16 protein-coding genes and 1 pseudogene are annotated in these 20538 nt (G+C 63.6%); 10 read left to right on the plus strand and 7 right to left on the minus strand.

Annotated features, from left to right (window positions below):
* Positions 1-121: 121 nt before the first annotated feature.
* Positions 122-721, plus strand: a pseudogene (locus OKW39_RS26910) (DUF2242 domain-containing protein); the annotation flags it as partial.
* Between the two features lie 367 nt (positions 722-1088).
* Here the strand turns inward: OKW39_RS26910 and OKW39_RS26915 are convergent.
* The 3 genes from OKW39_RS26915 to OKW39_RS26925 all read right to left on the minus strand — a co-directional run bounded on the left by OKW39_RS26915 (position 1089) and on the right by OKW39_RS26925 (position 2934).
* Entirely contained in the window at positions 1089-1283 is a 195-nt protein-coding gene (locus OKW39_RS26915; protein ID WP_187639048.1) for a hypothetical protein, read from the minus strand.
* Between the two features lie 282 nt (positions 1284-1565).
* The gene (locus OKW39_RS26920; protein WP_429359813.1) at positions 1566-1955 is read right to left on the minus strand and encodes a hypothetical protein; all 390 of its coding nucleotides are present in this window, start codon (positions 1953-1955) and stop codon (positions 1566-1568) included.
* Positions 1956-2031: 76 nt separating this feature from the next.
* Positions 2032-2934 (minus strand): hypothetical protein, encoded by a 903-nt coding sequence (locus OKW39_RS26925; RefSeq protein ID WP_429564049.1) that lies wholly within the window; start codon positions 2932-2934, stop codon positions 2032-2034.
* Positions 2935-3137: 203 nt separating this feature from the next.
* Between OKW39_RS26925 and OKW39_RS26930 the strand changes: the two genes are divergently transcribed.
* From OKW39_RS26930 to OKW39_RS26940, 3 genes are all read left to right on the plus strand, one after another.
* Positions 3138-3839 (plus strand): IS6 family transposase, encoded by a 702-nt coding sequence (locus OKW39_RS26930; protein ID WP_429564050.1) that lies wholly within the window; start codon positions 3138-3140, stop codon positions 3837-3839.
* Between the two features lie 70 nt (positions 3840-3909).
* Positions 3910-5607 (plus strand): phage integrase family protein, encoded by a 1698-nt coding sequence (locus OKW39_RS26935; RefSeq protein ID WP_429564272.1) that lies wholly within the window; start codon positions 3910-3912, stop codon positions 5605-5607.
* 173 nt (positions 5608-5780) lie between these two features.
* Positions 5781-6050, plus strand: a complete 270-nt coding sequence (locus OKW39_RS26940) for a DUF1488 family protein (RefSeq protein WP_429564051.1) — start codon at positions 5781-5783, stop codon at positions 6048-6050.
* Between the two features lie 952 nt (positions 6051-7002).
* On the opposite strand, the gene OKW39_RS26945 is transcribed toward OKW39_RS26940, so the two are convergent.
* The 3 genes from OKW39_RS26945 to OKW39_RS26955 all read right to left on the minus strand — a co-directional run bounded on the left by OKW39_RS26945 (position 7003) and on the right by OKW39_RS26955 (position 11254).
* Positions 7003-8571: a tetratricopeptide repeat protein gene (locus OKW39_RS26945; protein ID WP_429488390.1), complete on the minus strand. Its 1569-nt coding sequence runs from the start codon at positions 8569-8571 to the stop codon at positions 7003-7005.
* Between the two features lie 614 nt (positions 8572-9185).
* On the minus strand, positions 9186-10355 hold the full coding sequence (locus tag OKW39_RS26950; RefSeq protein ID WP_429564052.1) for an IS91 family transposase: 1170 nt from the start codon (positions 10353-10355) through the stop codon (positions 9186-9188).
* 23 nt (positions 10356-10378) lie between these two features.
* On the minus strand, positions 10379-11254 hold the full coding sequence (locus OKW39_RS26955) for a tyrosine-type recombinase/integrase (RefSeq protein ID WP_429564053.1): 876 nt from the start codon (positions 11252-11254) through the stop codon (positions 10379-10381).
* 283 nt (positions 11255-11537) lie between these two features.
* On the opposite strand from OKW39_RS26955, the gene OKW39_RS26960 reads away from it, so the two are divergent.
* Genes OKW39_RS26960 through OKW39_RS26970 form a run of 3 tightly spaced genes read left to right on the plus strand, consistent with a single transcriptional unit; the run spans position 11538 to position 14812 of the window.
* Positions 11538-12851, plus strand: a complete 1314-nt coding sequence (locus tag OKW39_RS26960; protein WP_429564054.1) for an NAD(P)/FAD-dependent oxidoreductase — start codon at positions 11538-11540, stop codon at positions 12849-12851.
* A 43-nt stretch (positions 12852-12894) separates the two neighbouring features.
* The gene (locus OKW39_RS26965) at positions 12895-13731 is read left to right on the plus strand and encodes an alpha/beta fold hydrolase (RefSeq protein WP_429564055.1); all 837 of its coding nucleotides are present in this window, start codon (positions 12895-12897) and stop codon (positions 13729-13731) included.
* Positions 13732-13786: 55 nt separating this feature from the next.
* Positions 13787-14812: a pyridoxal-phosphate dependent enzyme gene (locus OKW39_RS26970; RefSeq protein WP_429564056.1), complete on the plus strand. Its 1026-nt coding sequence runs from the start codon at positions 13787-13789 to the stop codon at positions 14810-14812.
* 259 nt (positions 14813-15071) lie between these two features.
* Here OKW39_RS26970 and OKW39_RS26975 read toward each other — a convergent pair whose 3' ends face one another.
* Positions 15072-15704: a class I SAM-dependent methyltransferase gene (locus OKW39_RS26975; RefSeq protein ID WP_429401084.1), complete on the minus strand. Its 633-nt coding sequence runs from the start codon at positions 15702-15704 to the stop codon at positions 15072-15074.
* A gap of 1049 nt (positions 15705-16753) precedes the next feature.
* Between OKW39_RS26975 and OKW39_RS26980 the strand changes: the two genes are divergently transcribed.
* From OKW39_RS26980 to OKW39_RS26990, 3 genes are all read left to right on the plus strand, one after another.
* A complete protein-coding gene (locus tag OKW39_RS26980) occupies positions 16754-17623 on the plus strand; it encodes a DUF427 domain-containing protein (RefSeq protein WP_429564057.1) in 870 nt (289 codons plus the stop codon).
* Between the two features lie 5 nt (positions 17624-17628).
* Positions 17629-19383, plus strand: a complete 1755-nt coding sequence (locus OKW39_RS26985; protein WP_429564058.1) for an MOSC domain-containing protein — start codon at positions 17629-17631, stop codon at positions 19381-19383.
* 578 nt (positions 19384-19961) lie between these two features.
* Positions 19962-20270 carry an EthD family reductase gene (locus OKW39_RS26990; protein WP_429564059.1) on the plus strand — a complete coding sequence of 103 codons (309 nt, stop codon included), beginning with the start codon at positions 19962-19964 and terminating at the stop codon, positions 20268-20270.
* The last annotated feature ends 268 nt before the right edge of the window (positions 20271-20538 follow it).

Consider the following 20538-nt stretch of genomic DNA (forward strand, 5'->3'; position numbering starts at 1 on the left):
CCCATTCACTTCCGGATCGGCCGCATGATGTGTCCCTCTCATGCAGCGCAAGAGCATTGGGTGTCGTGGCCATCTGGCGCCGGCCCCCTTCTCCGCTCGAGCCGGTCCAACCTATTCAGCCATGCATCCCCCGTTCCGCTTTTTCTCCGCGGCTTTCGTGCTTGCGCTTGCGACCGCACTGTCTGCGTGCTCGACACCGAAGCCGCTTTACCAGCAAGAACAGTTCGACGCAGGCGATAGCCCTTATATGCACAATTTCGCCGGGAAGGCAGAGCTCGCCTGCGAAGCCGCCCGCCGTGCGTTGCTCAGCCAGGGATATATCGCCAGTTCGACGAGGCCCGATTCGGTCGACGGCTCGAAAAATTTCCAGCCCACCGGCGATACGCACGCGGTGATTGAAATCCATGTGGTCTGTACAACCGACGACCCCAAAAGCAACAGCAGTATCGCGTACGTGAACGCAGTGCAGGATCGCTATGCGCTGAAGAAGAGCAACACGTCGGCGAGCGTCGGACTGAGCGTGTTCGGATCGCTGTCGCTGCCGATCGGCTCAAGCGATGACTCGATGGTGAAAGTTGCGAGCGAGACGATTCCTGCCGGCGTTTTCTATCAGCGTTTCTTTGCGCTAGTCGACCACTACCTGAAGGCCGACTCCGCCCAGCCGGACGCCGCCGCGGCAGCGCCGAAGGAGACGCTGCCGTCAATGAACGACGCCGTGCCGCCGATCGGGACAGCCCAGACAGGTAATGGTTCGGAGAAAGCGACGAGCGCCAGGTAAGGCGTCGACGGTATGGCGCGCCCGGACGTGTGCTCGAGCCGCGTTTGGTCCGCCCACTTTCCCGGCTAGCATGCAGCGACGAAGAGGCGAACAGCCTGACGTGCCATGTTGCCGTGTACGGACCCGCCTGGCAGCAGACGCGAGCCGCCGCGGTCGTCAGCCCGGTCGTAAACTTCAGCGCATAAACGGCGTCATGCTCGCGCTGTCCCAGTGCAGATTGGGCGGGCCTCGAAGTTGGGCCGCGGCAAGTGTCGGGAACAACGGTCAGGCCCGCATCATATTGGCTTGCGGGCTCATAGGGTGCGACATGTCAGTGAAAACGTGCGAAGGCCCGAAGCACGGAATCTCCGTCCTGCGTAATGCGAAGCCGCACGGCACCGCCGGCAAGCTGCTCCATGGCGACGAGCTGGCGTTCGAGCAACGTGCCAAGTTCCTGCCGCTCAGCAATATGGTCGGCCGAGTCCCTGACGAGCATTAATGTCGCAAATTCATGGGCGCTGAGCATTCCTGTCTCCTGGTCGTTCGAGTAGGTGCCGTAGGGGATTGCACCGGCTACTGGCCTTTGGCCATGCCTGCCCGGCCAAGGTCGCTTCCGGCGACGCATTACCGATGGCGCGTTTGGCTGCAATTGGCAACGGGGAGTTGATGGTAGGAGCAAGCTCGGGAGCGGAACAATCCGGGTCGTCCCGCATATTGGACATGTTGAAGGTCTTCCGCGCGTGAAATAGCATCACCCAGCTTCAACGCCGGCTGCCCCGTGCACAGTCGCGAGGGCACCCAACTGGCCTCACCTGATCAACCCGCCGCTCCACCGGTCACGGCCGCTCCAGAACGGACACCGCGGACAGGTCTCGCCGTCCGGATAGTCGATGCCTTCCTCATGCGGGCACCCGATGATGCGATCGACGGCGACGACCGAACGCGCACCATGCTGTTCAATGAACCGGACGACTGCTTCGGTGATTTCCGGATCGGCTCTCGCATCGGACGTTTCACAGAACCACCGCTCAACAGGATCAGCATCCGCGCCTTCGTACGCGACGATGCCGACGGCAACCTTCGTCGCCCGCCTGTCATCGGGCCCATAGCAGGCCACCGTTGCGACCGGGTAGCCGCAGAAGCCCTTGCGGCTTTTTTTCGCGAGCCTGTCCCGGTACCATTGCGCTTTCAATGTCATGTCGCCTCCGTGCCTCCGCGCGACTGGCCGATGCGACTATGGCATCAGCGGTAATCGTGGCCGCCGATCGTCATACTCACCGGTGCTGCACTTTCCGTGTGGCCATGTACACGTCGAACAGGCCCGCATGCAGGCGACTGAGCGCCTGACGCAGACTGACGAGTTCGTGCTGGTCGCCGTCATGCTCCCGGCGCAGGATCTCGCCCAGCAGGACCGTGGCCCGCGATGCCGCAACCTCACGTTGCGTCCCGGCGTCACCCAGCCGGCCTGCGAGCGCCGGCTTGACCACCAGCAGCCAGGCCGGCAACCACGCGTAATCGTCGATCTCGCCGGTGCCGGGGAACTCCGCATCGAAGCGCTGGCGTAGCGCGTCGAGCGACGCGTCGCCCAGTCCGGGCAGCAACGCCGCGAACCGTGCGGGCGCGAGCCACGCCAGTCCAGCGAGCAGTGGCCACGCGGCATCCAGACCATCAGCCCGGTAGCGCGCCTCCGTCATCCACGCGAAGGGTGCGGGGATGCGCCACCAGGACTCAATGGCTTCGACTGCTTCAATCGCAGCCGCCCCGTCGCCCGCCAGCAGCCAGAGCGGTGCGGCGTAGCTCTCGGCATGGTTCCCGGCACCGGCGCCGCGAAAGGCCAGGGACGCGGCCCGCTTGGCGAGCGCTCGCCAGCATGGTGCGAGCCACGGGTGGACGCTCTGCGCGGGCAGCACGCGCCGGGCGGCGGGCACCACCCCGTCCTCCGGGTGACGGTGGGCGATGTCCAGCGCCGCATGGTCAGCAAAGGGCCCGGTCGATCCATTCCCGAGTTCGCGGACCAGCACGGTCATCGCGGGCAGCGCACCGTCGTCCGGGTATTCGCCGGCGAGCTGCGCCAGTGCCGTTCGCGCCGCCACCGCATCGCGCCGCTGCAGCGGCGCCAGCACGTCGTTGCGCAACATCACGTCACGGCTGTCGGCGAAGATGTCGAGCTGCTGCATGGTCCGGGTCATCCCGTTCAGAAGAGCTGATCGTGAAGAGCGGTCAGACTAGCCCATTTCACCGTGCTGCGGAAGGTGCGGCCGTCCTCGTCCACCGATTCGATGATCACGCGCTGACCGCTGGCTTCGGCGACCACCCGGGTTCTGTTGCAGTAAGGCGGTCGGCTATGATGGGCGGAACGACACGAACGACTGAAAGCTCGATGAAGACTATGAATCCGGCGGTGGCCCGAGTGCTCAAACGCCTGCATTATCCGCTCGACGTGATTCTGACCTGCGTGCGCTGGTACGTGGCCTATCCGCTGAGCCTACGGCACCTTGAAGACATGATGGCTGAGCGTGGCGTTTCGGTCGATCATTCGACTGTGCACCGCTGGGCCATCAAGCTGCTGCCGGTGATGGAGAAAGCGTTTCGCCGCCGCAAACGGCCGGTGGGTAAGAGCTGGCGGATGGACGAAACATACATACGTGTCAAGGGGGAATGGCGGTATCTTTACCGGGCCGTCGACAAGGACGGCAACACCATTGACTTTCTGCTGCGCGCCCATCGGGACAAGACTGCGGCCCGGCGTTACTTTGAGAAATCGATCGCCCAGAACGGTATGCCCGAGACGGTAACCATCGACAAAAGCGGCGCCAATCTCGCCGCGCTCGAGGCGATCAATGCCGAGCGTGAAGCGCCCATCAGGATCCGCCAGTCCAAATATCTCAATAACCTGGTCGAGCAGGATCATCGGGCGATCAAGCGACGAACGCGGCCCATGCTGGGGTTCAAGACCTTTCGCTGTGCCCGGATCCTTCTGGCCGGCATTGAGATTATGCACATGATCGCCAAAGGACAGATGAAGTGTGCTCGCGGAGCCCATCCGTCCGCCGCTGATCAATTCTACGAGCTCGCAATGTAAGCAGTACTTCGCGAATCGATCTCGCTCGCTCTTTGATCCTTACTGCGACAAAGCCAAAAAGCGCCTCACCCTGCCCTCCGCGCCCGCTGCTGACGCTGAATCTTCCGGATCCGGTGTTCCCGGTGCCGACGAGCTTGCCGTGCTGCGCGCGTGGTACGCCGGCGTGTCCGTGCGGCAGGCCGTGGCGCGTTACCTGCCCGCCGCACTCGGTGACGGGAAATCGGCGCGCGGCGTCCTCGGGCGCATCCGCGGCAAGCTGCTGGACGTTGCGCGCGCGGCCCATCGCGACGATCTCGTCGCACTCCTCACTCATCCTGTAGCGGGACGCGAGCAGCAAGCGAAAGGCGTGGCGCAGGCAATCGATGCGCTGCGCACGGCGCGCTCTCCGGAACCGCAGATCGCCGACGACATCGCGCAGTGGTTTTCCCCGCGCGCGGTGCGCGTACTGCACGCGTACGGCATCACGACGCTCGCCGATCTCACCGTGCGCATTCCGCGCCGGCGCCAGTGGTGGAAGGCCGTGCCGGGGCTCGGCACGGCGAGCGCCCGTTCGATCGAGGCGTTCTTCGCCGCCTGGCCCGCGCTCACGGACAGGGGGCGTGGGCTGGTGGTCGCGAGCCAGCGCGGCGACATCGTGCCGTGGGAAACCCTCAAATTGCCGCACGAGGTCGATGGCTCCGCCGGCACGTTCCGCGCACCGCCCGCCACCTGCACGCTCGACGCGTCCAACGACTACGAGGCCGTGCAAACGTGGCTGTCCCTGCACGAGTCGCCCGCCACGCAGCGGACCTACCGCAAGGAAGCCGAGCGGCTGATCCTCTGGGCCATCGTCGAACGCGACCGCGCGCTGTCGTCGCTCACGACCGACGATGCGATCGCGTACCGGACGTTCCTGCGCCATCCGGCGCCGCGGAGACGCTGGATCGGCCCGGTGCGCCCCCGCACGTCACCGGACTGGCGGCCGTTTAACGGCACCCTCTCGGCGCGCTCGGTCGCGCACGCGCTGTCGATTCTCGGCGCCCTGTTCCGCTGGCTGGTCGAACAGCGCTACGTGCTGGCCAATCCGTTTGCCGGCATCAAGGTGCGCGGCGGCAAGACGGCATCGACGCTCGACGCGTCGCGCGCCTTTACCGACGGGGAATGGGCGCTGGTGCGTACGATGGCCGAGGGGCTGGAATGGTCTCACGGCTGGACGGTTCCGGCCGCGCAGCGCTTACGGTTCCTGCTCGATTTCGGCTTTGCGACGGGTTTGCGCGCGAGTGAGCTGGTCGGCGCGACGCTCGGCCACGTCGAGACGGACGCACGCGGCGAGCACTGGCTGCGCGTCACCGGCAAAGGCGGCAAGATCGCACGGGTGGCGCTGCCGCCGCTCGCGTGGGACGCACTGGTCCGCTATCTGGCCGGGCGCCAGTTGCCGACTACTACGGCGCGCTGGCGGCCGGACACACCGGTCATCGGCAGCCTGGAAGCGGACAGTGACGCGGCCATCAGCAGTGTGCGGCTGTGGAGCGTGCTCGAGCGCTTTCTCGTCCTTGCCGCCAATGCGATCGAGACCGATCACCCGCCGCTCGCGGAGAAGCTGCGCCGCGCGAGCCTACACTGGATGCGTCACACCCATGCCACCTATGCGCTGGGGCACGGCGCCGAACTCACCACGGTGCGCGACAACCTGCGGCACGCTTCCGTCTCCACAACCTCGATTTACCTGCACAGCGACGAAGTGAAGCGCGCGCGGCAGATCGGCGAGGCTTTTACAACCCGGAAGTGAGAGTAACAGCTCGCGTCACGGAGGCGCCTGTCAGCAGCCCGTCCGTTATGCCCGCCTGCGCGCGTCTCGATGCCCCGCAGCCTGTACCCTGATGCCGGCGGCAATCGCCAACCTCATCAGACCGATACGCATACCGCTTTACCCGCATAAACGACAACGCCCTGAAACCCGTCATGGAAAAACCTGAATTCGAGCCGCAGATTCTGGCAAGCCGCCAAGGCGTGTCGTTCCGCCTCGTCAGAGGGCAAACCCTCGTCGAATGCGTCATCACGACGACAGCACTCGAGGCCCACTTCTGGCTCGAAGACAAGGCCGACGACCTGCGGATCCTCAGGACCTTCCGCGACGGATATAGCCGCATCCGCGCGATCGCTGAACGCAAGCTGCTCGCGCACCCGGGCGCACGCGTCGAACTGACACCTGACGATTTCGGGCGCCACTGATCAAAGCGAGCACGGCAGGTGACGCCACATAGTTGTCCGCAATGAAATCACGGGTTGCTCAACCCGCATGCCCTTTTCGGACGGACCAGGGTCGTGGCCCGCTATCCCATCCTGCTGCCAGACGGGGTGGCGGCGAAGCCAGGCCGGAGGGCGCCAGCGCTTGACAGTTAGTTGCGTCACGAGCATCGGACGTGAGTACGCACGGGCTGCTGCGCTGTCTCTGGACGGAAAAGCCGACGGACGTTGCGACTGGGCCTTGTACTGAGCCATTCGCCTGCGACGATAGACTGCCGGGAAAAAGGTCCCTTGCGGGGCCTATGAGCCTATGAGCGACGCGCGGCGATGCGTCGCGTTCGCATGGCGTCGACTGGAGATCTGCGTCTGCCCGTCAGCAGTCTGAGGCGGAGCACACTCCGGTTTTTCTGAAGGACGGTCATCGAGGCCGTGACGGTTTTGCGCGTGACACCGACGCGCAGACGAACCACCTATTCCTCCCTGAACGATAGCTCCATGCCAATCCCACTCTCTGCCGACGATCGCGTTCTCGCGATTCGGAGGGCGGGTGACGGAGCAGTCCGGTCCGTGGCGCCAGCTTCCCGAGTGCGGCATTTCGGCCAATGCGGACGTCCAGTGGGCGACGTCGGTGAGGCGGCTGTAGGTCGCTTTCCTGCCGCTCGCGCATCGGTGGGCGCGAATGTCAGGTGTCAACGTCAACGAACGCGTACTCACGACCCTGAGCCGCCTGTCGAGTCACCATAGCGAATGTCCGTAAGAGAGCTGCGATCGGACACTCGACACGACGGACAATCTTTCCCGGTGTCTTCACCCGGCCATTCGACGCGCTTTGCTCGCTCAAAGCGGGTAATCGACCCGACGGAGATGACACGATCACATTTGCGGCTCAAACCCCCGCGAGCACATGAGCGGGCACTCGCTGTACGTAGGGCGTCGCTCAGGCACCCCGCAATGCGTCCAGCTCTGCGCGAAGCGCAGCCACTACGCCAGTCCAATCACCTCGCGTCGTTTGTCGAAACAAGTGCGCCTGTGCGTACCATGGACTATCGCTTCTGTCGAGTTGCCATCTCCAGTCCGGCATGAACGGCAAAGCAATCCATACGGGCTTGCCGAGCGCCCCCGACAGATGCGCTACAGCCGTGTCGACGCTGATGACGAGGTCGAGGCGAGCGATCAGCGCAGCCGTCTCAGCGAACGTAGTGAGCCGCGCGGAAACATCGCGCAGCACCGCGCGCTGCTCAAGCTGCGCGAGGCACGTACGATCACTGTCGCGTACATCCTGTTGCAGCGCGAAGAAGTCCGCGTCGGCATCTAACAACGGCTTCAGTTGCTTGAGTGACATAGACCGGTTGCAGTCATTTACATGCGTCAGGCTTCCCGACCATACGATCCCAACTCTCGGCCGTCGAGCAGAGCCTGCAAACAGATCGTCCCATTGACGTACAAGCGCGTCGTCTGCGTGAATATATGGACCGGTCACCGCGAGATCGGGTGCACGAACCTTGAGCGCAAACGGTAGACTCAGGGTCGGAACGTGATAATCGAAATGCGGCACCTGTCCTGTCTCGCCGATGACTTCGGCCGCACCCTGATAATTCTTGAGAAGCGGCAGCAGTGCATCCTGAACACGCAACACGACCCGAGCTCCAACTGCACTGAGTCGATCCACGAAACGCACGAATTGCAGCGTGTCGCCGAACCCCTGCTCGTGATGAACGAGTATTGTCTTGTCACGTATCGGTTGGGTGCCGGTCCATAGGGTGTTCTGCGGAAATCCGTGGCTATCGGTGCCATCGCGCCAACGCCATTCATATTCGCGCCAGCCGTGTTCGAATTCGCCGAGCAGCAAATTCGTCTGAGCCCGATTGGTGCGGGCGCCGACGTCGTTCGGATCGAGCGAAAGCGCCTTCTTGAATTGAAGCAACGCCTCATCAAAGCGTCGCAGATCTCGCAACGCGACACCGAGATTGACGTATGCGCGCACGAAACGCGGCTTGAGCGCGATCGCCTGCCGGTAGGCATCCAGTTCGTCCTCATAGCGCTCCAACTTGCCGAGCAGCGCGCCCCGGTTGTAATGCGCTTCGGCTGAATGTGCCTGGATTTTGCACAGATGCACCAGGATTTCGAGTGCACGCTGCGGTTCGCCAAGCTGTATCAGCGACATTGCGACGCCATGCAATGAAGCGGCATGGTTTGGAAACTGGGCCAGGCAGCGCTCGAACAGCGCTATCGCATCATCGTGACGTTGCGCCAACTGACACACCTGCGCGGCGAAATTCAGGTGTTCCGCCGACATGGACATGTGCGCCGATGCCTGTATCAGATACGCCGCTGCACGTGCATGATCGCCCTGTTTGGCCGCGATGTAACCGAGGCCCGCAAGAGCTTCACCGTGGTCGGGGACGCTTGCCAGAATACCGCTCAGCAGACGCGTTGCATCGTCGAATTGACCGGCCATGAGGTTCTTTTGCGCGGCAGCGAGAGCGTGTTCAGTGTCGTGATTCATGGCGATGTAGGGCGGCGCAGAATGCGATCTGTCGACGGGTGGGGAAACGCCTCATTGTACGGCGTCGCGTAACGCGGGCCTCCAGATCGAAGCAATGGCAGCCGTCGGTTCTCTGCGTATGGAAATAGCGACGATTCCGGCGACGCGGAGCCCTGCAATCCTCCTTTCCGATTGCTACGCAAGACAGGTCAACCCTAGTGGCTGTCGTATGTTGAATGGGGAACGGACGGTCGCAGGTTGGGTTCCGGCGGCTGCTTTTGTTTAGGTTTGTAGGATGCCTGCCCTCGACCACGGATATGAGCGCACGCCGCAGGCGCATGCGGGCAGGCGTCGTACAAACCCCGAGGGAGGAAACCGCGGAGTGTTCCGGCGCGGCCGGAACCTTTAGCGCTATGGGGATTGAAGAGGTCGCGTGCGGTGTTGGACTGACGCGGCGCTGGGGCAAAGCGGGTTGATGTCGACGGGATGCGCGTTGGGGAGGCTGTCCGGCGCGCGTTGGTGACGGGAGGCCGGGCGCACAGCCGCGTGGTCCGTGTAAGAGACGCAAGCGTCCGCTATCGGGTCCCGTTGCCGGAGAGCCGACGATCGCCTTGAACGTCTCGAAACACCTGTGCTCATGCTGCGGCTCGCTGTACGGGTGGTGCGCGGATCGGTGCGCTGCGCTGGAGGACCTCGATGACGATCATCGGCGCGCCGCAGTGCCGGCAGATGAAGGCAGGACGCAGAGCGGGACCGGTGTCGTCGGGTTGCGTGCTGGCTGCGGGCACGACGTGCAACAGCCCACGCACCTTCGCGAGATTCTCCCGGCGCACGGGATTGGCCAGCAGGCCATAGTGGCGGATGCGGTGGAAGCCGCCGGGCAGCACATGCAGCAGAAAGCGGCGCATGAACTCGTGAGGGCCCAGGGTCATGGTCTTGTGGCGGGTGCGCCCCTTCGCGCGATAGTCCTTCCAGCGGAAGGTGACGCCGCGCTCATCGAGCGCGACGAGCCGCTGGTTGGAGATGGCCACGCGATGCGTGTAGCGTGACAGGTAGGCGAGCACCACCTCGGGTCCCGCGAACGGGCGCTTCGCATACACGACCCATTCACAGGCGCGTAGCGGCGCGAGCCACTGGGCGAAGACCGCAGGATCGGCGAGCGCGGCGTACTCGCCGAAGAAGCGCAACTGGCCACGACGATGCACTGCTGCGAGTTCTTCCAGGAAACGGCGTCGGAACAGCCGCGAGAGCACACGCACCGGCAGGAAGAAACCGGGCCGGCAGGCGACCCATCGCTCACCGTCGGGTGACAGGCCTCCACCGGGAACGATGCCGTGGACGTGGGGATGGTGTGTGAGTGACGAGCCCCACGTATGGAGCACCAGCGTCGCGCCAATCTGCGCGCCCAGATGCTTCGGATCGGCGGCGATGGTACGCAGGGTCTCGGCGGCAACATCGAACAGCAGGCCGTAGAGTACCGCCTTGTTGTACCAGGCGATCGCGCTGATCGTGGCGGGCAGCGTGAAGACCACGTGGTAATACTCGACGGGCAGCAGGTCGGCCTGACGTGCCTCGAGCCACCGGTGTGCGGCGCTTGCCTGGCACTTTGGGCAATGCCGGTTGCGACACGAGTCATAGGAGATCTCCAGCTTTGCGCAGCCGGAACAGCGCAACACATGTCCACCCAGCGCCGCGGTGCGGCACTGTTCGATGGCCGACATGACCTTCAGCTGTCCCAGGCTCAGCCGTACAGTCTGTCGCCACGCTGGCCCGTGGACGCGGAAGATGTCCGCGACCTCGAGCACGGGACGCTCCGCGCGGTGCTGGCCTACTCGGAAGGCAGGCGGTCCAGCGGGCTGATCACCTTGCGCAGCAGGTCGGTGGCCACCTGGGTATAGAGTGAGGTGGTCTCGAGCTGCCTGTGCCCGAGCAGGACCTGGATCACGCGGATATCCTCCTTCTGTTCCAGCAGGTGAGTCGCGAAACTATGGCGCAGCGTATGCATGGATACGCGCTTGCCGAGGTGTGCCTCTTCTGCGGCGGCATGGATGGCGCGGTTCAGTTGCCGCGTGCTGAGTGGGTCCACCGGATTGAGGCCGGGAAACAGCCATCCGCCCTCGAGCATGCGGCCCTGCGCGTGAGCCACCCGCCACCAGACACGCAGGCGCTCGAGCAGGACCGGCGAGAGCATGGCGTAGCGGTCGCGGCGGCCCTTGCCCTGCTCGATGCGCAGCGTCATGCGGTGGCTGTCGACGTCTCCGACCTTCAGTGCCACCACTTCGCTGGCACGCAGCCCGGCACCGTAGGCGACTGACAGCGCCGTCTGATGCTTCAGGTTGCCGGCGGCGGCGATCAGCCGGGCCACTTCGTCAGGGCTGAGCACGACCGGTAGCGTGCGGGGCACGCGCACCGGCTGCATCCTCGCCATCAGTTGGGGCTGGTTGAGCGTGATGTCGAAGAAGAACTTCAGTCCGGTGATGGCGGCATTCAGCGACACGGGCGAGATGCCGTGGTCGATCAGATGCAGCTGGTAGCGCCGCAGGTCCTCGACCGTGGCGGTGTCGGGCCGGCGCCCGAGAAAAGCGGCGAACTGACGGACCACGCGGACATAACCGGCTTGCGTCTTCGGTGCGAGCTTGCGCATGCGCATGTCGTCGATCAGGCGCTGGCGCAGCGGACTGATATCCTGGCTGGTGTGAGTCATGGCTCTGCTCCTGTTGAGGAACGAGGCGGATTGCCTCGTACCCAACATGGAAACAGAGCCGGTTTCCTCTCACCTGCCACCCGAGCTCAATCGGAGCCCCATTACCGCGCGAGCGGTTTCGTCCTTTGGCCGCTTTGCGACGATCGCGAGCGGCCGAGTTCGACCAATTTTTTATTCGCCAAGCGATGCAGATTTCTTGGATGTCGATAGTTCCATCCCACAAGCGCCGCCTATACTGATCGAAGTGCCCCTTGTGCGGGCATGAGTTCGGGCGGGAAGACAGGTGAACAACAACACGGTCGACGGCGATGAGGCGCCACTACTGGCCCCACCGACGCAACAGGAAGCGTTTGATGTCGTCATCATCGGTGCAGGGCTCGCTGGCTGTACCGCCGCACGACTGTTCGCGTTGGACGGGTTGCATGTCGCGCTTGTGGAACACCACGTCGACATCGCGGCTTTCAAGCAGTTATGCACGCATTTCATCCAGGCGTCGGCCACGCCCACCCTGCGGCGTCTGGGTCTTGACCAGTTGATTGAGGACGCCGGTGGGTTGCGAAATGGCGTTGATATCTGGACCCGCTATGGCTGGACTGGTGACGTCGCGCCGCTCGACCAGAATGGTGAACCTGTCTTCGGATACAACATTCAGCGCCGGACCCTTGATCCGATCCTCCGGCAACTGACGTCGCATACCCCAGGTGTCACAACCATGTTCGGCTGCGGTGTGCGCGCGCTGGTGAAGCAGGACGGCGTCGTCAGTGGTATCGAGCTCGGTGGGAGCCGCGCGGGCGTGGTCTCGGCCCCGCTGATCGTTGGCGCGGACGGGCGAAACTCGCCGCTGGCGGCGCTCACCGGCATCAAGCCGGCATCCTCGGAGAACAGCCGCTTCGCCGCAATTCGCGCTTACCGCGGCGTCACACTGCGGCGCGGAACCTGCTCGCAAATGTGGTTGCGCGGTCCGGAGACCGGCTACGTGTTTCCCAACGATGGCGGCGTCACAGTGATTGCCTACATGGCGACCAAGGACAAACTTGACGGCTTTCGCACCGAGCCGGGCGAGGCACTGGAGCGCAGCATGGCCGGATTTCCCGATGCCCCCGATCTGTCCGCCGCCGAGCCGGTCGGTAACACCTTGCTTGTCAAGGACTATCCGAATCTGTGGCGGCCAGCTGCGGTCGGTAACGTCGCGTTCGTCGGCGATGCGCTGATGAGTATCGATCCCCTGTGGGGCGTCGGTTGCGGCTTCGCATTCCAGACGGCGGAATGGCTGGTTGACACGGTTACCCCGGCGCTACGGCAGAGGCGCCCGATTTCGCCCGCGCTGCAGCGTTATGCAAAACGTGTTTCACGCCAACTCCGCGGCCATCGCTTCTTGATTCTCGACTATGCGCGCCGGCATGGATTCAACGCCATCGAACGGCTCACTTTCTCGGCTGCCGCGAAGGACACTGCAGCGTCAAGACATCTGCATGCCTTTGGCGCACGCATTATCGGTCCGGCCAAATTCCTTTCCCCCGGCGCTCTGGTAAGGGCGGCGTGGGTCGATCTGCGACAGCCCGCCGCGCGCTCTGCGCAACCCGACGCGCCGGTCTGACCGGCAGGTTCGCGTCGGTTTACATTTGCCACCCTAGAGACGCATGAAAGAGACATCAGTCCGCGTCGACGGAATCCGCTCTCCCTTGTTGGAGGCTGGCCCGCGCGGAGCCGACGAGGCTGTCGTTTTCGTGCACGGCAATCCGGGATCGACTGCTGACTGGCCCCGGCTCGTGGCCAGCGTGGGTGAGTTCGGCCGCGCCGTCGCCATGGACATGCCGGGTTTCGGCGCTGCGGACAAACCTGAACATTTCGACTACAGCGTGCCTGGCTACTCGCGCCACCTCGGCCGGCTGCTGGCCGAGTGCGATGTCCGACATGCTCACCTCGTCATGCACGACTTTGGCGGCCCGTGGGGCCTCGCGTGGGCCGCTACAAATCCTCACGCCGTTGCAAGCGTGACATTGATCGACACGGGCGTCCTGCTTGATTACCGATGGCACTATCTGGCGCGCATCTGGCAGACGCGCTGGCTGGGCGAACTGTTCATGGCCACGACAACGCGTGCCGGAATGCGGCTCCTGCTTCGGCACGGCAACCCGCGTGGCTTGCCCGTGGAATATGTCGATCAGGCGTTTAAAAGCTTCGATGCTGGCACTCGACGCGCCGTGCTGCGGCTCTACCGCAACACCCGCGAAACGAAAAGTGCCATGCAGGACCTCGCAAGCGCACTGCGCCCGCTGGATCTGCCAGCACAAGTGGTGTGGGGCGCCCACGATCCCTATATTTCCGTGGACTTCGCCGAGCGACAGCGCGAGGTCTTTCCCCGCGCCGAAGTGTTGATCCTGCCGGACAGCGGTCACTGGCCTTTCGTTGATAATCCTGACGCCGTTGCCGACACGGTCGTTCCCTTTCTTCGCTCGCAACTCAGTCCACGCTGAAGTGTTCCGAAGCTCAGGCAGCTTTCCGTCGCGGCTGTGTACGCCGGAGGACAAAATGGCACTTCCAGACATTTTTCACAATCGTCGTAAGCCTCTCGCCGAACCGAATTTTCTGGCCGATGTTGCCCGCAAAGATATTGAGCAAACATCGCGCGCCCTTGCCAAGGAAATCATCCGAACACCTCTCCTCCCTTGCATGGCGCCAACCTACGGCCGCTCAAAATTTCTCAAGCGAGAGAATCTGCAACCGCGTGGATCGTTCAAGATACGTTGCTCACTCAATGCCATTCTGGACCTTGCACCAGCCCAGCTATCGAAGGGGGTTTACACAGCGAGCACCGGAAATTTTGCGTTGGGACTGACACAGGCCGCTCGTGCGCGCCATGCCGACGTGCGCGTGTATGTCACAGAAACGGCCGCGAAAAGCAAGATCACCGCCCTCCGCGAGTTGGGCGCGCAAGTCGTCGCGATCAGTTTCGACGACTGGTGGTCGATCCTGTGCGGTGAATCGCCAGCCGGCGAAGATGGCACGTTCGTTCATCCGTGCTCGGGTCGTGCCGTAATTGTCGGTAACGCGACTATAGGGAAGGAAATTGTCGAAGACTTGCCGGATGTGGACGTCATCCTGGTGCCATTCGGCGGTGGCGGCCTGGTGACAGGCGTCGCACTGGCGTGCAGCCTTTGGGGTTCCCACGCACTGGTGTATGCCTGCGAGACGGAAGCTGCGGCACCGCTGCGTTCTGCCTTGGCGGCAGGTGGCCCGGTCGAGGTGCCGGTCGACAAGGATTCCTTCGTCACGAGCATTGGGGTCTCGACTGTATTGCAATCAAACTGGCCATTCCTCAACGCGATGGTGGACGGTGTTGTCGTGTCGTCGCTCGAAGCAACGGCTGACGCGGTTCGCCAATTGGCCAAATACAATCACCTGGTGGTTGAAGGTGCTGGTGCCGCGGCGCTCGCGGCCGCCCATCATCCATTTTTCACCGGCAAACGAGTAGTCGCAGTGCTTTCAGGGGGCAGTATCGATCACGACGTTCTGGCGTCGATCCTGACCGTCGACGGGTCACACGCGCACGGATAAACTTAGCATCGTTCTGTCGCAAGCTTGAATGGCCGCGCCAGGGTGCGAGCTCAGTCGTCTCCTTCTGGCCGCCCTCTGCCCGTCGCGGCCGACGACAGGCGTCCCCGCTTCTGCCGATTGTCTGAGATCCACGACTGGCCATTTCTCTGCGCGATGGACACTGTTGCAAATCGGCTGCTTTGCGCTGCATCAAAGCGGCTTGAACGCAAGCATCTGCCAAGCCCAACGCGGGCATACCGTGGAACAGCTCCCGGGCGTTTCAGGCAACCGGCTTGCGCCACACGCTGGCTAGCCACGGCTGCCGCTCACGCGGCAAGCCGGCGGGCCGGTAATAGTGCTCAATTTCGACGAAGCCTGCGTCCGCCATATATCGGCGCCATGCTTCGAGATCATGGAAGACGCCGTAGCGGCCGTGGCTCCAGCCTTCCTGGTTCGTGCCGCGCGGGTTGGAGCTGAACAGTACGCCGCCGGGCTTCAGCGTCGCGTGCAATTGCCGCAACACGCGCGGCAACGCCTGACTCGGGACATGGAACAGCGCGGCGTTGGCGAAAATGCCGTCAAAGTGCGCGGCCGGCAAATCGAGATGCAGGAAATCCTGCTGCCAGACGTCGCAGCCAGTCGCGTCACGCGCCATTGCAACGAAGCGCTCGGCGCCATCGAGGCCGACTGCGCAATGGCCGAGTGTAGTGAAGGCCTTGAGATCTCGCCCCGGCCCGCAGCCGAAATCCAGGATCGTAAGAGGGGGCTCGACTTCGATATGGTGCAGCAGCGCCGCGATGTTCTGCGTGACGTCGTGGTCGTACGTACCGTTGCGGAAATCTTCCGCGTGCGCGTCGTAGTGCTGCAACGTGACGGCACTGATTTTATCGAGGTCGCGGGGGTCGAGTTCCATGCGGGAAGTATATCTCGGGGCATTTCCCGCACGACTACGTCGGACTTCCGGTGTCATCGGTCGTGATCGGTTGCGTGCCGAACAGGATGAACAACGCGATTCCGTGTGCGCAACTGATTCCTCGTGGGTTTCCGAGGAAAGCGCACGGTACCAGGCGAACGGCTGGAGATTGCCGTACCTGGCCGATTGTCGTGCGATCGACCCGTGCGTGCCACGAGCGGCAGCACGCGACCCACACCTGCCATACGAGGTTGCGGTCGGACGGAGGCCGTTTTCAGCGGTGCAGCGGACACTCATGCCGTCGTCTGTTCCGCCCATCCGGCTCGGGGGGACCCAAAGCTTCGGCAACACTTTCGAATGCTTGAGTCAACGCCCCAAAGAGGTTACGGTTTGTCGGCACTACGTCCTTCAGATCCGGCTCCTCCCGGACCATGAGGCGCTGGCGCTCGTCGTCGTGCTCGCGCTGATGCTGCATTCGGCGCTGACGCCGCAGCAGACGCCCTCGCCGAAGGTGTATGAGGGCCTCGTGATGGGCAGCGCAGTTGTTCGCGGAACGCGAGGCGCCGCGCCGCACGCTGAACCTGCTCGCGCTGTCGATCATCACGACGATTGGCTGGTGGGTCATTTCGAGTTGGGTGCGGACCTGCACGGTGGCCGTTCGCCAAGGCCGAAGGCATTGCGGATGCCGTGTCGTGGAGCCCGAAGTTGTCGATCTTCTGTACGGTCGACGCGATCGGGCGGCGCGCGTTCCTCTCGCTGATGTTCGTCTGTCCCGTGTGCTCACCACGATCATCACGTCAACACTGACGCAATCCCGATGCGCTGGCGGCTAGCGGGAAGGCATCGTTTATCCGATCAATGATGCCGCGGCGCTCTCCCGCGAGGCCGCTTAAACTAGGCGGACTATGCGCCGCGCGTCCGTTGACGGATGCGGCGCGCGCTTTGTCTGCTTCACTATTCACTTTGGAAGATCGGCCCCAGGTCCGGAGAGCACGTTGATCTAATGTTCGCGATTCCGGCTGGTCGACCTTGACGGTGGGAGAGCAGCGATGGGACTGTCGTGGCAACAAGGTCAGCTGTCAGCGGGCGCAATCGGCCGGTTTCTCGTACCCGAGCCGCTGCCGAAGAGACTGTTGTACGTCGAGCCGCTGCGCCGGCGAATGCGAGTGCGCTTCGGCGGCAACTGGATCGCCGATAGCGAGCAGGTCGTGCTCCTGTTCGAGCCGGCCCGTTATCCCGTCGCCTACTTTCCGGAGGGCGACATCGTTCCCGGTGCGCTCGAACGCATCGACCATACCACCCAGCATGCCGACCTCGGGATCACATCGTGGTTCGCCGTCCGCGCGGGCGATCAGACCGCGCCGCGCGGCGCGTGGCAGCACACCGGACTCCCCGCCCACGCGAGCGAACTGCAAGGACACGTCGCCTTCGCCTGGCGCGCGATGGATGCGTTCTACGAGGAAGACGAGCGCATCATCGGCCATGCCGCCGATCCAGATCATCGCGTCGACATCCGCCAGACTTCGCGTAAGCCCGTCGTCACGCGTGGCGGGCGCGTCGTCGCTGATACGACGCGCCCGCTCGTGCCCTTCGAATCGGGCTTCGCGCCGCGCTGGTACGTGCCGCGCGACGACATCAACGCGTCCGCGCTCACGCCTGTCGAGATTCAGACGTTCTGCCCGTACAAGGGCGTTTGCAGCCACTACGACATCGGCGACGCGCGTCTGGCGGCATGGTCGTATCCGCAGGCGTATGCCGAGGTGGTGCGCATCTCGGATTTCGTGTCGTTCGAGCCGGACAAGATTACGGTGCATCTCGACGGCAAACAGCTTCATCTCGAACCCGGGCAGACGGTGATTGCGCACGGTGTCGATCGCGAGCTGACCATCGCCGAAGTGTCGCCGTCGCACAAGCGGTGACGGCCATGGCGCAACTGCTATCGGTGAATGTCGGACTGCCGCGCGACATCGAGTGGAAAGGCCGCACGGTACATACCGGGATCTGGAAAATCCCCGTGCGGGGCCGATGCCGCGCCGGGCGGCTGAACCTCGACGGCGACGGTCAAGGCGATCTGGCGGGGCACGGCGGTGAGCAGCGGGCCGTATTCGTCTACCAGATCGAATCGTCGCGCTACTGGCAGGTGGAGTTGAAGAGGAACGACCTTGCCTACGGACAGTTCGGCGAAAACTTCACCATCGAAGGACTGCCCGATTCTGACGTGTGCATCGGCGACCGCTATCGGATCGGCGACGCGCTGTTCGAGGTGACGCAGCCCCGTGTCACCTGCTATCGCGTCGGCATCCGCATGGACGAACCCCGGATGCCCGCCCTGCTGACATCGAGCGGACGACCCGGCTTCTACTTCCGCGTCCTTCAGGAAGGCGAGGTGGGAGCGGGCGACGAGATAGTGAAAGTCGGCGAGGCCAAAGAGCACATGAGCGTCGCGCAGGTCAATGCTCTGCTGTACTCGGCTCACCATCCGCGCGATCAACTGGAGCGAGCGTTGCGGATCGAAGCACTGTCGCCGGGCTGGAGATGGTCATTCGAGGCGCTATTGAAGAGCGGGGCGAAGCGAGGAAATGCCGGGCTCGCCCCCGCAGCGGCATCGAATCCCGTTGCACCGGGTTTCCGGCCACTCACGGTGACGGCGATCGAGCCGGAATCCGCAGACGTGCTGTCGCTCAGCTTCAAAAGCGCGGATGGTCAGCCGCTGCAACCCGCTCTGCCGGGCCAATACGTGGTGTTGCGTCTGCAGCGAACGGCGGGCGCACAGCCGCTATTCCGCAGCTATTCGATTTCAGGCGGGCGTTCGCCGGAAAGCTACCGGATCAGCGTGAAGATCGAGCCGAATGGCGCGGCCGGGATTTACCTCAAGCAACATGTGCGGGTGGGCGACACGATCGACGCTAGCGCACCTCGCGGCAGCTTCGTTCTAAAGCCGGGCGACGGGCCCGTGGTGCTGCTCAGCGCGGGCATCGGCGCGACGCCGGTTCTTTCGATGCTGCACGCGCTGTCGGCGGCGCACTCGACGCGGCAGGTCTTGTGGCTGCACGCGGCGCACGACGGACAGCATCATCCGTTCGCCGCCGAAGCTCGCCGTCTGATACCCACGCTCGCTCACGGACGCAGCTACGTCTGTTACAGCACACCGGACACGCGCGACCGCAAGAGCGTGGATTTCGACGCGACGGGCCACCTGTCGCAAGCGGTTCTGAACGAGGCCGGTGTGACGCGCGACGCGGACATCTATCTCTGCGGACCCATGCGCTTCATGGACGACATGAAAGCGGCGCTCGCCGGCCTGGGCGTCGCGCCGGAACGGATTCACGCCGAAATCTTCAACGGCGGAGAGTCGTTGAACCCGGGCATCGTCGGGGAGGCGAGGCGCAGTCCGCATCTGCCGAAAGACGACGCGAACACGGGGCCGCTGGTGTCGTTCGCGCGCAGCGGCATCGCCGCGCACTGGAATCCGTCTGTCTACCAGAGCATTCTTGAACTGGCGGAAGCCTGCGACGTTCCTGTCCGCTGGGCGTGCCGCACGGGTGTCTGCCACAACTGCGAAAGCGGTCTGGTGTCGGGCGCGGTGGCCTACCGGCCGGAGCCGCTCGACCAACCCGCCGAAGGCAACCTTCTCGTCTGCTGCTCGCAGCCGGTTCGCGACATCGTCGTCGATCTGTAACCGAGGCGCGACTCGATAGGCAGAACCGTCTCGACCCGTTGCCCGACACGTCTGGCCGCAGGTGAAGCATCAGCGCCGGGCAGATCAACGCAAAAACAAAGCGCGGTGCGAAGTGCGCAACCAGCATCGCTCGCCGGCACGCACGTGGTACACCGTGACGCCCGCCGTCAGCGGCGCACGCCGCTTGAGCGCTCGACCGTGTCCCAGCGCGAAGGTCCGTTATCTGGACGGAACGGTCCTCCGAATGGGCGTATAAGGACGAGGGCGAACGGCTGCAGTTGGCCGAGGGCTGCCTATCGCGACCGACTTCGGCGGACCCGTGATTGTCATCCTCGCTTGTGTGCAGGCCCTGGCCTCAAGGGACCTTGGGCCGTCTGGCAAATATGCGAAGACTCGTGACGGGTTTCGATGCGAATTCACAGCCAGCGTAGAATTCAAGCTGAAATCTCAACAAGGTAGGACAGTTATATACCCGAACCCGTACCAGTCTGGCATGATCCCGGCCGTCGGCAGATTGGAGCGCGAGACGCTCATTCTGTCGTGCACCGATCTCGCCGGGTGCTCAAGGAGACATGACCATGGCAAAGCTCGTCGCACTATACAAAACGCCGTCAAACCCGGACGCATTCGACGCGCACTACTTTTCGAATCATGTGCCTCTTGCCAAGACGATATCCGGGCTTCAGCGCTATGAAGTTAGTGCCGGGCCGGTAGCGACCCCGCAAGGCGAGTCTCCGTATTACCTGGCAGCGATCCTGAGCTTTGATTCGGTGGATTCCCTGCAACAGGCACTCAATTCACCCGAAGAGCGAGCGACAGCGAGCGATCTAACCAATTTCGCACAGGCCGGTGTCGAGCTTCTCGTATTCGACACCAAAGACGTTTAAACACTGGTCAGTGTCGCGGTGGCATACGTCGATGTCAGCCAATGCGTCTAGCACCGGATATGCTTGTCGCTATCCGGCTGGACTACTGCCATGCATTGCGGCGGCCTAATCCGCCTTGCCGTCGCTGACGCCAAACAAGAACCAGCCGGGAGATAGCACCGACGACGTAGCAACGACCAGCTCCTTCACGGGTTCTCATAATGGCCGTTCGATGACACCATTACTGGCCCGGTATGATGCCCGGCGAGACCCGGTCGCAAAAGTTGGG

This window comes from Paraburkholderia sp. MM6662-R1 (genome assembly GCF_050436245.1).
In the GTDB taxonomy this organism is placed as follows: Bacteria; Pseudomonadota; Gammaproteobacteria; order Burkholderiales; family Burkholderiaceae; genus Paraburkholderia; species Paraburkholderia tuberum.